Source organism: Bartonella sp. CE47NXGY (assembly GCF_042195415.1).
Classification (GTDB): domain Bacteria; phylum Pseudomonadota; class Alphaproteobacteria; order Rhizobiales; family Rhizobiaceae; genus Bartonella.
Genome location: NZ_JBHIOI010000003.1, coordinates 40,222 through 55,277, shown reverse-complemented (window position 1 = coordinate 55,277; position 15,056 = coordinate 40,222). Strand labels below are relative to the sequence as shown.

The window sequence follows — 15,056 nt, the reverse complement described above, 5'->3', positions numbered from 1 at the left end:
ATATTTTCATATTTATTAAAGCACATGGTACCATTATTAAAAAATTCTGCACAAACAATGGTTTTAATTCCGATAGTAGAACAAGACTTCGAAAATCACATTTATTATTTTTAAAAAGATTGCTTAAAAATGATAGCGCAATCCACCAGAAAAACGAACTCCAGAAAAACCAGCCTTGGTTAACCTATGCTGATAGCTAAGATCACTGTGAAGTGTAACTTTAGAAGAAAACTGTGAATTGACACCCAAGCCAACTTCTAAGGAAGAACCAAAAGAACTCAACTGAAAAACATCTTTAAAATGAACAAATTGTTCTTTACCAAAACAATGAGCAAGATGAATATTGCCATAAAAAGAAATGATACGATCCTTTTCAGAGGCTGTAAATGTTTTACTTAAACGCCCACCAATACGCATAAACCATTGATCTATTTTTTTCATCTCAACATCAAATCCATCAATATCACGAAACTTATCAAATTGAAGATGTTGATAAATAAGCTGAAGTTGCAGATCAAAAATAAGATCTTTATATCCTGTCATAGACACTTTACCAGCAGAAAACGACACGTTCAAAGGATTTGCTTTTAATGTCGCCGTCTTACCCCAAACACGGCTACGCACATCCCCTTTAAACAAACCATAAGATAAAAGACCGTCTACGTAAAAATCAGTGTAATGTTTCACACTAGCATATGCCGTAAATGACCATTTATTAAATGTACTCTTTTGACTTTGTTCCACGTTATGAGGTTGTAAGGAAAGCTTTCCATAGGTTCCCATAATCCCAAAAGATGTCGTACTATATGCACGCTCTATTGTTTTGAGCAAAATATCTGTTTTTATAGCGTTATAATCAACATGACCATCGTACCCATATTTAAGTGTAGAAAGATCTGAGACATAACGATAACTCCCACCATAACCGTGGACAGATAAAGCAAAGTTCCCTTCAACTTTTAATAATTTACGAGGAATAGACCGCCTAACTTGCAACTGCTTTTGTTGATGACTCATATCCATGAGCCCAACATGAAACAAAGCATTTGGTAACAAAAGATAGGTCGGAACTTGTGGAACAACCTCTCTGACCTTTAACTCAGAAGGGGGAATAGCAGACACCTCTAAAACAGGCTGAATATATTTACTTTCAAGGCGAAAATCCCAAAAATCTCCATCTCCTTCAACCAATCTTTGAGAAGTTTGTGCATTTCCAAGAGCAGAAGCTGGACCATAAGCATGAAGATAATATTGGTAAGGCAAACCCTCTAATGCGATATAAGCACGATTTAACTGAAAAGAATCCTCTGCCGCTTTTCCAGAAACCTGAATAAGTGAAATACTATGAGCATTTTCACCGGTTGCTATCTCACCCTGATTTCCTGCAACAAATTGCACATAAACTGTTGTTTTTCCAGAAACATCACCATGTATTAAAAGCCGATCAGTTTTTGTATTATCGAGCAAACCATCACTACTGAGATGCGTATTGAGATAAATATCTGCCCTATCTTGCGCACTATAAACTTCTTTTTCTCCCTTCCCAATATGAAGTGTCTGATACTCCTGAAACATTGGAGTCTCAAAAGCAATAAAACTATCAGAAACTTTCACAAATGAAATAGACGAACTTGTACGGTTTGCAACTTGCAAATCGATCTCTCTTCTTTTTGTCAAAAACCATTTTGATCCCCCTGTTAAATAAAGCTCAGCAATAGAATCATCGGCAACACGAGTCCCTCCTATCAATGAAGAAGAATTAGCCAAAATCGCTACACTTCCCCCTTTTTCAGCTGTTAATAATAAGTCACCAAAAATTTTTGTACCTTCTGTTACTCCAATATAAATACGACTGTTATGACTATGAACAGCTGTCCCATCTGGAACCTCAAAAATCGTCCTTTTCAAAAAGACAAGCCCCTGTTCATACGCATCATTTTCCTCATCCCTCTCAAAATACATACCATGTTTGTTACCTATTGCTTTAATTGTTGAATCTTCAATATTAACCCGCGAAATTAAAATATTTCCTTCCCTGCCGTTATTGGATGGCGTGTTAGAATCTTGTCCAACTGTTAAAACATGAACATCCGTAGAAATAATATTCGTATTTTTTACATAAACAGAACCCTGATGTTTTACATTGAAAACTGTATGTGTAATTTTTTCATTTGTATTTTCTTTGTCTTCTGTTTTTTGATATTTTGAAGCAATGGTAACACCATCTAAAGTCGCACTCCCCCCTCTCCCCACATAAAGCGCAGCAGCATCATTCACATCAATAAATCCACTTTTCATCTGAATACCCGCATCAGCACTAACGAAAAGAGCACTCTCTTGACCGATACCCAAACCTTCCACTTTAATTTTTGTATTCGTTAACGTAACAGATGCTCCTCGCTTCTCTGCATAAGCAGCAATCTGAAAAGCCTCAATTGTTCCACGATCAACCTCAATCATTCCATTATCAGCTTTAAGACCTATTGATACATTTTTAAAAGCTGAATCGCTCAAAACAATTTTTCCCCCTCGTGATACAAAAACACCATAAATATCTTCTATACCCGCAGTCCCTTCAACCTCTACACGCGTTGCCTGAATAACTGTATTTGGCTCCTGCACTACTATAGCAGCAGGTAACATGAGAGAACGACCCTCCCCATTCGTTTCTTTAACAGGCGCCGTGAATTTATATACTTTATCACTAATTGTATGCTTTGAACCATCACTGCATTCATAAGGTAATTTGTTTTTGTCACATGACAGTGATGTATATGAATGAGAATGTGCCTCAATATTTATATTTAACAAAAAAGAAAAAATAGCTGCTGTAAAAACGCACGAATACAAGTGATTGTTAGATACCTTGATTATCATTGTTTTTCAAAACTTTCTTTTTTCAACAAAAACAAAAAATGCTGGCAAAAAAATAAACCACAAATTAAACACAACAAGAATAAAACAAACAAAATTATTTTATTTTTCATGATAAAATCATAGCATTCAATAATATGTTTTGTGTTTTATGTAAAGAAAGAACAAAAAGTTTAAAAATACCATTTAGGATGAAAATCCCTTTAAAGAATGCATCTCAAAAACCGCTGGAAACTGTAATTACAAAAGGCCAAAAAACCAATCTTAAAAAAACGTAAAAAAATGCGAATTTTGAAGAGATATAATATTCAATTTATCTCACCACCAAAAAATAAAAATACAACAAAATGAGAATAACTTCTAAGATTAAACGATTAAAACGTTTTAATAAAACACAGAACAAAAAGATACAGTATACGAAATCTATAACCGCATCATCTCTTCAACTACAACAAAAAAACAAGAAATTGCACACTAATGTATAAGCTAATGTACACAATTTCTATATTAAAAATGCTAGATATCTAACAAAGAAATTTGAATAAATAAAAAACTTCTCCTAATACCCTATCATCAATGATTTGAATTAATAAATGTAATATTTTAGATCTTTTGATAAAATCTAAAATACAGTAAAACACTCACCATTCTGAACTTAAAAAACACCAAAATAAAATTTCATCAAAATTAGCTCTATGAAAGCTATCTGTTTATTATCGTTAAAGAAGATATTTTAGCAAAGCTATTATTTGCCATTCTTTATATTGAATAAATTTCTCTAAACAACAACTCACTCTCCTCCGCTAGCATCATCTGACAACAACACTATTGCCAATCTCGTAGCTGATGAATATAACTACATTAGAGACAAAAGAGCTATATTTCTCTCTTCTCCCGTTTAATATGTTTATTTAATTATTGCTTTAAAAATTAACGTTCTACTGTTGATGATCACTTGTGCAAAGCTTTTTTTATTTTCTGGCGCTTTTTATCATTTTCAAAACGTAACATCAAATCTCGCTCTTGTTGTGTCGAATTGGTTACACCAAAAGTATCATTGTCCATAACCTGCTGATACCCTGCTACCATTAAATTGACTAAAAATGAATCACTTCGCGGCGTTGATGAAAAATAGATTCCCTTTGAATCTTGTAATTTGTACCGATAACCTGCTTTAGTCATGCACTCATAAACTGCTGCAAAATCACTTGCACGCGAATCCATATTTTTAGAAGAAGCGTAGATTGGTTTCCAACCACATTTTGACAGTGCTTGTTGGACCATAGACTTACTGACACCAGACTTTTCCCATAATTCTAACGTCGATGGGGGAGGTTTGCTAATACACCCAGCAGAGCTTAATAAAATTATAGCAATCAATAATTTCAATGTTTTTTTCATTTCCCCCTCCGTCAATATTTACGATAGAAAGACTGATAAGTCTTCTAATATTTTCTCACACGCAAGATGACTTTTGTTAGCATATAGATATTGAAGAAACAATCCCACCCCCCATGCAAAAACAAGAATGGAAGGATTTTTGATTACAGCAGCCTCAATACTTAAGGTTGACATTCAGGTTGTTCTTTATGCTCTTCACAATGAGGACTATTCAAACGCCTCTCTACACTTCGCTGAGGAATAACTGCATCAGGCTGACAAATTGGAAGATTTTTATATTTCTCACACCACTTCATTCTTCCCAATTTATCTTGGAAACCTGCTTGGATCATACATGCATTCACAGACTCCTCAGCATTGAATTTCTCATCAGTACTTGTTTCTGTATCAAGACGACCATCAAGATGCTGTATTCCACATTCTAACAGAGCTTTTTTGATCTCAAGCTGATCAGCACCTGATTTTTCCCATGCATCTACAGCTGTTCGAGAAGGCTGCTCAGGGTAGCATCCAGCCATAACAAATAAGGTTATCCCGCTTAATAATTTTAAAATCTGCTTCATTTTCCTATCCTTGAGTAATTTTGATATTACGAAACAATCTATAAATTATTTTACATGCTGTTTTTTATTTCCAAAACAATGATGAACATTATCAACCTATATTATTTTTATCTTTCCGAAGATTATGCCATAATTATTATATCAAAAATACGGTAAAATTATTACTAAAATCATCTATCTATCAACGATATGCTTATAATTATTATCAATATTTTGATTATAACCAAAATAGATATTTCATATTATTGCGCCAACAGTTGTGGTACCCATAAATAAATAGCATTGACATGCTGAATTAAGCCCCCCGCGTACGGGTATGAGAAACATGAAGGTAGGGATTGTGATCGTCACAAACAGCAAGACTTAAGGTTTGCATTCAGGTGCATTTTTATATTTTTTACAAAAAGGGCTGTTCAAGCGCTTCTTGACACTGCGCCTCGGGATGACTGCGCCTGAACGACAAATCGGCAAGTTTTCGGCTCTAAAAGTATAACATGGTCCACCCGCTCTTGCTACCTCTTCATCTTTATAGCGGAAACCTGATTGAAGCATGCAAGCATAAGTTGTTGCTTTTGCATTGATGCTCTGCTTTCTGTTTTCTGGATCGACATCATAAGGAGTTAGCATACCACATTCTAACAAGCCTTTTCCTATCTCTGTAAAATCTGCTCCTGGCTTTTCCCACGCACTCAAATACCCTCCAGGAGTTTTATTAAACTGACATCCAGCTATACTTAACAAAGTTACAGCACTTAATAATTTTACGATGTGTTTCATTTTTTACTCCATGATCTAATTCAAGGCTTTTGTTCTAAATGAGATGTGCCATAAAATTTTTGGCATTTTGGACCCGCATCTCCAAGACAGGTATGGGGATTTATGGGATTTGTAGCCACTCTCTACCATTCTATCCAAACGTTACTGCCAGCAGGTATCGTTTCGTAGGTATAGCCATTACCGCCAATAATTCTGCTTACAAAGTCAAATTTATTCCCATCAAAACCTGTTTCATGCGTCTGTGAATGGCTGCTATGATGGTCTGTCATGCCAACAATCGTCATACTTTCCCCCATTACATTGATATCTTGACCAGAAATCAGATGAGAAGCAATAATCGTGGCATCTCCTTATGCGTCTATGTCAACATTGCCTGTTGCCTCAAGGATAGAGGAAATCATTGTTGTTGTGTGTGTTCAGAGCTATTGGAAGATTTCTCGTGTAAAAAGCAATTTTCCAATGATTTTTTTGCTGGTTGTAGTGTTCTTGAGCGCCTTTTATGGTAATATCGAATAATTTTGCACCGAAATACAGTTGCGGAGTGCATTTTGTCCGCCTCCACTTGTGATAAAAATTACTCTTGTATCAATATTAAAAAATAAGTTTGATCCTTCCTCTTGTGAGAGCAATAAGAATCGTAAAACTGTCACACGTTCATTGTTCTCTTTAATTTACTCTTCTATGAGATTTTATTGTAATACCTTGCTGCTGTTTATTAAAGTTTTTGTAAAAACAATGATACAATGCCTCATGTAACTTTGTTATCCACTATTTTCTACCAACGCCAATCCTCTTTGAGAAAAAATACATAAAGAACTTTATCTTCGCTTCTAAAAGCAATAGTAATTTTCTAAACAACAAAATTTAAACAACCAATTTTTTAAAGAGCTAAAAAACAATTCTTACAATAACTTCTTTCGTGAAACAGAACTTCATTAATACGTCTAGAAAAAGATATCTGCCTATAATCATGTATCTGGTAAAATCTATTTGCACTGTTAGGCATTTTAACCTGAAAGACTTATATTGATGGCACAGCTCACCATCAAAAAAACGCCTAATATTTATATGATTTTGTCGTTACCGTAAACAATGGCTCACAAAAACTTCCAAAGCAAAATAATAACGAGCAGATTTTTTCAATCTAGATTGTTCTAACCTTTAGAGAAAACAATCAAACACCTGTTCTCCTGATGACATCAGCTATTTGTTTTGAGTTTTTTCTCTATTCACATTTTATTCAGCTTCTTTTGCTTAAAATTATAAAGTTTAAGTGTATAGAAACAAATAACAAGCCAAGCAATCCAAATAACACCTATAATTAAAACTGGTCGTGTCTCATCAAAATACCATAGGAGAATAAAAATAAAAACCATAAATAAAATAGAAAAAATCGATCCTATTGGCCAAAATGGAATGGGAAATTTTAAACCATTCTGTGCTTCTTTAGGCATCTTAATTCGCATAAAAAATTGTGAAAGTAGAATCATCATCCAAACAAAAACTGTCGCAAATGTTGCCATTGCAGCAATAAGAAAAAAAAGCTTTTCATGATAAAAATAATTAAGGACAGCACCAAGAAGAAAAATACCGAAGATCATCAAAATAACAAAAACTGGTATACCGTTTTTTGATAAATATTGAAACTTTTTTAAAGCATAACCTTCCTGCGATAAACCATGGATCATACGACAAGCACCATACATTCCACTATTCATTGCTGAAATAGCCGCTGTAACAACAACAATATTTAAAATATTTGCTGCATATGAAATCCCAAGATTTTCAAAAATGGATACAAAAGGGCTATCCATGAGACCAATCTCATTCCAAGGATAAAGAGACATTAAAATAGCTAACGTCATGACGTAAAAAAGCAAAATACGAACTGGAGTAGAATTAATTGCCTTTGAAATCGTTTGATGAGGGTTTTGAACTTCCATAACTGCCATGCCAATGATTTCTATGCCACCAAAAGCAAAAACAACAACACTAAAGCAAGCTAAAAAACCAAACCAACCATTGGGAAAAAGTCCACCATTTTTCCATAAATTATGAACAGTAACGGTAGAAAAATCTGCACCTTCACCCCACCCCCAAAAAATAATTGCTATTCCTAAAATAATCATCGCAATGATAGCGATAACTTTAATAGAAGATAGCCAAAACTCTAGTTCACCATAGACTTCTACAGCCGCTAAATTAATACCTGTGATGATTAATGTAATACTCAGTGCCCATACCCAAGGAGCAACATCAGGATACCAAAACCCCATATAAGTCGCAAAAGCTGTAATATCAGCCAAACCAACAAGAATCATCTCAAATACATATGTCCATCCCGTTAAAAAACCTGCTAATGGTGATATATAATTTGCCGCATAACGAGCAAAAGAACCAGGCAATGGATTATGAAGTATCATCTCTCCTAGAGCCCGCATAACCATAAAAATAGCTAAACCAGCAATACAATAGGCAATCAAAACACTGGGACCCGCAAGCTTAATTGCCTGTGCAGACCCATAAAAAAGACCTGTTCCAATAGCAGAACCAAGAGCTAAAAAAATAACTTGGCGCTTACTCATCCCTCTTTTCAGTTCATTTATTGCCATTTCTTTCCTTACTTTTTGAAATGCTGACAATCCACACCACGATAACAGCTCTATGAGAAATAAAGCCTCATGTTTCTTTCACAAATATATTTCAAAAAACATCGAAGACCAGCCAGTCCAACACTTTGCTCTAAACAATGAAAAAATACTTTTATTGCGAATTATTCAGCTTTTATAGCCTACAATTTCGTATTATTTTATTCAAATAAAGTGATAATGAATTTTTTCATAATTGTCATTTAATTCATTTCGTATTCTCTAGTTTTTTACAGAGAAAATTAACCTTAATGTAATCTAAACTTTTAGGCTTCTATTTCAGTGCACTGAAATAGAAGCCTAAAAATTCATAACAAACACATTAACTATGCATACAATTAATTTTTTGTTACTTTAAGCCAACTCTCTTTGAGCTTATAAAAAAACTTTTTACGCCAATTGAATAGCTCAATTAATGATAATACGAATCTCGCAAGTTTTCAAAAGTATGAGAAAGTGTATCTACAACCCATCTTTTAAGGACTCCAGCTGCCTTAACGACAAGCTTTCCAATGAAAAAAAAATATACGGTAAAAAGAGCATCTTTGATTGTTGGTCCGATGATAGCGTTCTCCTTACCTCTGGGAATTTGCCCTGATATAGCAATAAAATCTTTGTTTTTCGCTGAAATAAGAGGCTCTTTCTCTTGGGCCACTATCATAATGAAAACTTCCTCTGGAAAGCTACCTCTCCTAAAATTTGCATGAATCTCAAGAATTTGAGAGAAAAAAAGAACTGTTATTGAAACACATAATTTAGCACTTTTAAACATTCCTTTCTCCTTTTTTATTTTAAATATCAAAAATAAACTATAAAATTCATAAAGTATTAACAAATAAGAATAATATAAAATAAAACTTTTATTTTTACTCGATACAATACATATATTATAATTTATATTTATAGAAATATAATATCACGAATATATAATTCGTGGATATTATTTAACTTATATTAAAATTTCTGATATAAATCAGAAAATATAGGTGCTTTAAGTTTATAGTTTCTATAAAATAACATAATATCTAGTTAACTACAAAAATCAGATATATACAGTAATAAATATATGATTTATTAAATAATTCAAATATTGTATCGCTCCTCTATATTTTCATATGAGAAAGTTTTAAAATTCAATATCCGCCCTTCAGCATTGACCTTCAAACAAATACTATTGAAAACTTAATGAAGGAAAAATTGTTTCTGGTAAAACAGATAATAAGTGCCCTTCACGCACAAGTATATGTGCTTGATGAAGATCTGGAGCCAGATAGCGATCTTCCTTAAGAGAAGCAACATTTTTTCGTAGACATTCCATAACGGATTGCAAAAAAGTACTTGTTTTTAAAGGTGCACGATATTCAATTCCTTGTGCTGCAACAAGCGTTTCAATGCCAATAAGTGTAAAAAGATTTTCGCTCATTACCAATAACCGACGCGCTCCATGGCAAGCCATTGAAACATGATCTTCTTGATTGGCAGAAGTTGGGATTGAATCAACGGAAGCAGGATGGGCCATTTGCTTATTTTCAGACATTAAAGCTGCCGCTGTTACTTCAGCAATCATAAAACCTGAATTAAGACCCGCATTATGCGCTAAAAAAGCTGGAAGTCCATAAGAAACTGCTGGATCAACCATAAGAGCAATACGCCGTTGAGAAATAGATCCTATTTCACATAAAGCAAGAGCAATCTGATCAGCAGCAAACGCTACAGGTTCAGCATGAAAATTCCCACCTGATACAACTTCACCATTCCTTAAAATCAATGGATTATCTGTAACAGCATTTGCTTCAATAATCAGTGTTTTTGCTGCTGCCAGCAAAATATCAAAACATGCCCCCATGACCTGTGGCTGGCAACGTATACAATAAGGATCTTGTACACGCTCATCCCCCCGTAAATGTGCTGCACGAATTTCTGAATCCTCTACAAGCTTTTCTAATGTTTTCGATACAGCAATCTGCCCATAATGTCCTCGTAAAATATGGATATCAGGATGAAATGGCGCCGTTGATCCCATGATAGCATCTGTCGTCAAAGCCCCTGCCAACAATCCACCACACAATGCCCGATAACCTCGAAAAAGACCAGCAAGTGCAAGGGCTGTTGATGTTTGAGTTCCATTAATAAGAGCTAGACCTTCCTTTGCCTCTAAAATAATAGGGGACAATCCCGCTTTCTCTAATGCAACCGCCCCACTCATACGAATATTTTGAAAAAATGCTTCTCCTTCTCCCATCATAACAGCCGCCATGTGAGCAAGTGGAGCTAGATCACCTGAAGCACCAACAGACCCTTTTTCAGGGATGACAGGAATGACGCCCTTTGCAAGCATATTTTCCAGCAAATTTACCAATTCTAGACGAACTCCTGAAGCCCCTCTTCCTAAAGAGATAAGCTTTAAGCTCATTATCAAACGCACAATATTTTCAGCTAAAGGCTCTCCTACCCCACAACAATGGGACAAAATAAGGTTTCTCTGTAAAACAGCGACATCGTCCGCATCAATTTTAATGGAAGCCAACTTCCCAAAACCAGTATTAATACCGTACACAGGCTCACTTCCAGCAGCAATTTCAGCAATGCGCTGAGCCCCTTTCTCGATAGCTAAATGCGTGTCATTATGAAGTTTACTCACTTCACCATTAAAATAAATAGCTGCAAGCTCACTAAGCGTCACCTCGCTCGGTTTCAGTATAATAGTCATAATCTACTTTCTTTTTTTTTATCAAAGTATAACGTTTAGCATTATTGATCCTTCTATAAAACAAAAAAAACTATAACGACTCTTTAAAGCGAGAATGCTTTCTTAAAGGTATTCCTTACAATGGAGTTATTATCCAAAAGTAGAATAGTTTACGATAAATGAAAATGAAATATTGACAAACACAACCAAGTCATGGATTTCAAAAATAGATAAAGCTTTAATTTATAATCATAATCTAGCATGCTTCATATTAAATGAGAGAGCTGAATATCTTAAAACTCTCTCATTCCACATCTGTGTATGTTGAATAAATCAAAACCATTCGCTTGCACGTCATAAGCGAGATTGGCGTATGGATAAAACTGTAAAAAAGGACTAAAAACTCCTCTTATGAACCGTGTCAAGGGCTGTCGCAACATTGGGAAATGACAAAGTGCGTGATGGTGCAGGCTTATTCTTTTATGAAGCGTAAAGATGAAAAAATCAATGGATTTATTATCAAGCTATTCTTACTAAACTTATAAAAACCTTAAATAGATAGCTGTCACAATCTATCATGATTGCAAAAATCAAACTCTATAGAAAATTAAAAAACTTATTTAACACATCACAACAGAGAAGAAATTGAGCTTATTTGCGACTTCTAAAATTGTATTTAAAGCGCCAGATTAAACCTTGAAAAACACATCTTCAATAAAACCACATAAGAATCGGCCTAACCCGTTATTTAAAATAGAAAATAAAAGAAGTTTTCTTATATCAAAAAAAAATAATTAATATATTGTTTTATATTATATCTTTTAAACAGAGAAATGCTTCATATAGCATATTTATATTTTACTTTTTTGTTATATTGAATCTGAATTTAGAGATAATTTCAAAATGAGTTGTTTTTTAAAGGTGCTTCCAAGCCATTACCTTTTTTACTACAAATTTCTGATTATGATAATTTTTTGTACTTTTTCAGTTGTTTTTGTCAAAATTTATTAAAAACACTCTCATTTAATAACAAAAAACAATCATAAAAACAAAGAATTATCAAATATTTCTATTCAATCTACCTCTTCTTATTTTATAAAATAATCTGTTGTTAAACTGCAGTAAAAAAAGCGCTTCGATACTATAATGCACTGCATAAATTTTCTATTTAAACTCTCTCATATCAAGTGAACAATGAAAATCAGCGGTAATAAGATGTCAATGTGAATGCTGAAGAAAAAAACTTTCGCCCTCAAAGTCTGCCTTAATAAGGCGTTAATTTCCTGAATACCGCCCACTCTGATGTGCTAAAAGAGCAAAAGCAATCATCGATATCGGATTATCCTGCATACATATAGAGCTCACTTCGATACAAAAGCTCCAAATTGCCTTGCACTTCATATTTCTTTATCAATGCGACCAATTGCCGCAAATATTCTTCCCCATAGCAAGCAATAGCGCGTTGCGCTTGCGTTGAAGAGCGGCTCATTCCAATAAAAGCTTCAGATGGGATCATCATCGTCCAATTGTGCGTATGAAAAAAAATCTTTTCTGGATCTACCCCAAAGCCATCAGTCATTTCCTGTAAAAAATCAAAATTACGATAATAACGGGAATAATTCGGACTCATTTTCTCTAACAATGTCTCATAAGCCTCTAGAAATTCGCTATGCTTGAAATCACGATTATTTTGAATAACCGCCATGACACCATTGACTCGAAGTTGATCTGAAACAGAACAAAGCAACTTGGGACGATCCATCCACTGAAACGCTTGCGCTGCAATGACAAGATCAACCTCGCCAATTTGAGGCAATAGGTCTTCGGCACGGCCCTGATACCACTGCACCGTAGGAAATTTTTTTCGCCCCTGCTTAATCATATCTGCCGATACATCGATAGCATGATATTGGTGCTCATTTCCTAAAAATTTAACAATTCCCTCTAATGCGATGCCTGTCCCAGCACCCACATCCACAATGGACAAATGCTTTTTGTTCTTAAAAGGATGGAGCATGGTTTTAAATAAAGTAAGGGGATAGCGAGGACGATAACGATCATAATCATTAGCCAATCCATCAAACTTTTCACTTTGCCGCTGAACACTTTCTATCATAGGACTTTCACCCTCCTTCTCAATTACTACCATACATAATAAAAAAGCCTTTTTATCCAATGTATTAAACATAACTTCTAAAGGAGGAAAATAAGAACTGCCCTGACCTTCTATCTTTCCATAAGATTGATACTTACATTTTTCTCTTTTCCAATTGTTATCTGCACGTTGCGAAACCCAAAACTCCTACGAAAATAATATATTTTTCTGTAATAATAATTGATATAAATATTATTGATCTTTTATAAGATGACATCTATATTACTATTATTATTTTAACATCAACAAGTCACTTAAGCGTACCTAAAACGCAGAGAGATATCAATTTATTGATAAATACGCCTGTTTATAAAGTTCAAAATACTTTCCACCAAGAAAATAAACCCTATATAATACATAAAATATCTGTGGAGACATCTTTATGTTAAATGTACAAACTTCTTCAATGTTTAAAATATTAAAAAAATTTCCAATCGTGATTCTTTTGGCATGGTTAGTGCCATTTTTAAGTGGGTGCGGATTTAATACGATACCAACAAATGAAGAAAAAGCACATGCAGCATGGAGTGAAGTGCTCAATCAATATCAACGTCGTATAGATCTCATCCCCAATCTTGTAGAAACAGTTAAAGCTTACGCAGCTCATGAACAAAGTGTTTTCACAAATGTAATTGAAGCACGTGCTAAAGCAACACAAGTCAACATTAATGCAGATATGTTGAATAATCCAGAAGTTATGCAGCAATATCTCAAAAATCAAGCAAATTTATCAAGTGCACTTTCGCGACTTATGGCTGTTGTTGAAAACTATCCGGATCTTAAAGCAAACCAAAACTTTCTTGCTCTTCAATCACAATTAGAAGGAACAGAAAACCGTATTTCCGTTGCGCGCCGCGATTATATTGAAACAGTACGTGCCTACAATACTGCACTCAAAACAATGCCGACGATGATTTGGGCAAAATTATGGTTTCGTGATGCTAAACCTATGCCAACTTTTACCATCGATACTGATAGCCAACAAACACCAAAGGTTAATTTTAATTAATGAAATCATTTCGATACTCTTTGCAACGTATTGTATTTCCAAAATTATGGGCTTTTATCTGCTCTCTGTATTTAGTTGCTGCATTGGGAAGTATCGCTTGTTCGCAAATAAAATTTCCTCATTTAACAGGTTATGTTAATGATGTGGCTCATTTGCTCGATAATGCAACCAAGGAAGACTTGACAAAAAAACTGGCAGCACTCGAAGAGAAAACGGGAGATCAAATTGTTCTTGTAACACTCCCTACTCTTTCGGGCAACGATATAGAAACGTACAGCAATTCTCTTTTTCGTACATGGGGATTAGGCCAAAAGAAGATCAATAATGGTGTATTACTGGTCATTGCACCGAATGAACGCACAGCACGTATCGAAGTTGGATATGGTTTGGAAGGAGAGCTAACAGATGCTCTTTCCTCTGTCATTATTAATAGCTTCATGATTCCTAATTTTCGCGAAGGAAATTATCAAAAAGGAATTGCTGAAGCAGTTGATACAATTATCAAAGTTATTACAGAAAGTGATTCTGATTTTACTTTTCGCATCAAAGAAAAAGCTAAAATCGTTGAAGAACAACGTAAACAAGCTGAAAAAGAAGAAATGGTAATCAATGCAATTATGTTTCTCATTCTCTTTATAGTCGTTGGTTTGCCCATTCTTGCAATGATTTTTGGTAAAAAAGTGGGTCCACAAAAGTATCTCTGGCTGGGGATCATCTTCACACCTTGGTTTCTTAACTTAAGTGCCGGTGGCAGATATCCTGGTGGAAGATTCGGTGGTCCTCGAGGTGGAGGGGGATTTAGGGGTGGTGGTGGATCATCAGGTGGTGGTGGTGCAACAGGAAGATGGTAAAAGGAACGTGGATTTTTAAGCGTAGCAAATCTTCTTAAGATAAAATTTTATGAACGTATTCTCTTTTATTCAACAATTCTATACCTTAC

At 34.6% G+C, this 15,056-nt stretch carries 11 protein-coding genes; 2 read left to right on the top strand and 9 right to left on the bottom strand.

The window, feature by feature from the left end; all coding sequences use genetic code 11:
- Positions 1 to 123: 123 nt before the first annotated feature.
- The 9 genes from ACFIL3_RS02240 to ACFIL3_RS02200 all read right to left on the bottom strand — a co-directional run bounded on the left by ACFIL3_RS02240 (position 124) and on the right by ACFIL3_RS02200 (position 13,068).
- Positions 124 to 2,877 carry an autotransporter outer membrane beta-barrel domain-containing protein gene (locus tag ACFIL3_RS02240; RefSeq protein ID WP_375613119.1) on the bottom strand — a complete coding sequence of 918 codons (2,754 nt, stop codon included), beginning with the start codon at positions 2,875 to 2,877 and terminating at the stop codon, positions 124 to 126.
- A 948-nt stretch (positions 2,878 to 3,825) separates the two neighbouring features.
- The gene (locus ACFIL3_RS02235; RefSeq protein ID WP_375611505.1) at positions 3,826 to 4,275 is read right to left on the bottom strand and encodes a hypothetical protein; all 450 of its coding nucleotides are present in this window, start codon (positions 4,273 to 4,275) and stop codon (positions 3,826 to 3,828) included.
- Positions 4,276 to 4,436: 161 nt separating this feature from the next.
- Positions 4,437 to 4,838: a hypothetical protein gene (locus ACFIL3_RS02230; protein ID WP_375613121.1), complete on the bottom strand. Its 402-nt coding sequence runs from the start codon at positions 4,836 to 4,838 to the stop codon at positions 4,437 to 4,439.
- 363 nt (positions 4,839 to 5,201) lie between these two features.
- Positions 5,202 to 5,615 (bottom strand): hypothetical protein, encoded by a 414-nt coding sequence (locus ACFIL3_RS02225; RefSeq protein ID WP_375681806.1) that lies wholly within the window; start codon positions 5,613 to 5,615, stop codon positions 5,202 to 5,204.
- A 122-nt stretch (positions 5,616 to 5,737) separates the two neighbouring features.
- A complete protein-coding gene (locus ACFIL3_RS02220) occupies positions 5,738 to 5,899 on the bottom strand; it encodes a hypothetical protein (protein ID WP_375613123.1) in 162 nt (53 codons plus the stop codon).
- A gap of 945 nt (positions 5,900 to 6,844) precedes the next feature.
- Positions 6,845 to 8,227 carry an amino acid permease gene (locus tag ACFIL3_RS02215; RefSeq protein WP_375629034.1) on the bottom strand — a complete coding sequence of 461 codons (1,383 nt, stop codon included), beginning with the start codon at positions 8,225 to 8,227 and terminating at the stop codon, positions 6,845 to 6,847.
- A gap of 448 nt (positions 8,228 to 8,675) precedes the next feature.
- A complete protein-coding gene (locus tag ACFIL3_RS02210) occupies positions 8,676 to 9,035 on the bottom strand; it encodes a hypothetical protein (RefSeq protein WP_375613125.1) in 360 nt (119 codons plus the stop codon).
- Positions 9,036 to 9,434: 399 nt separating this feature from the next.
- Positions 9,435 to 10,973: a histidine ammonia-lyase gene (gene hutH, locus ACFIL3_RS02205; protein ID WP_375681392.1), complete on the bottom strand. Its 1,539-nt coding sequence runs from the start codon at positions 10,971 to 10,973 to the stop codon at positions 9,435 to 9,437.
- A gap of 1,318 nt (positions 10,974 to 12,291) precedes the next feature.
- Entirely contained in the window at positions 12,292 to 13,068 is a 777-nt protein-coding gene (locus ACFIL3_RS02200; RefSeq protein ID WP_375632401.1) for a class I SAM-dependent methyltransferase, read from the bottom strand.
- Between the two features lie 421 nt (positions 13,069 to 13,489).
- Here ACFIL3_RS02200 and ACFIL3_RS02195 point away from each other — a divergent pair, with 421 nt between their 5' ends.
- Positions 13,490 to 14,116, top strand: coding sequence for a LemA family protein (locus ACFIL3_RS02195; RefSeq protein WP_375629028.1), 627 nt, complete (start codon positions 13,490 to 13,492; stop codon positions 14,114 to 14,116).
- Positions 14,116 to 14,967, top strand: a complete 852-nt coding sequence (locus ACFIL3_RS02190) for a TPM domain-containing protein (protein ID WP_375629027.1) — start codon at positions 14,116 to 14,118, stop codon at positions 14,965 to 14,967. Before ACFIL3_RS02195 ends, ACFIL3_RS02190 begins: the two co-directional genes overlap by 1 nt.
- Positions 14,968 to 15,056: the final 89 nt, after the last annotated feature.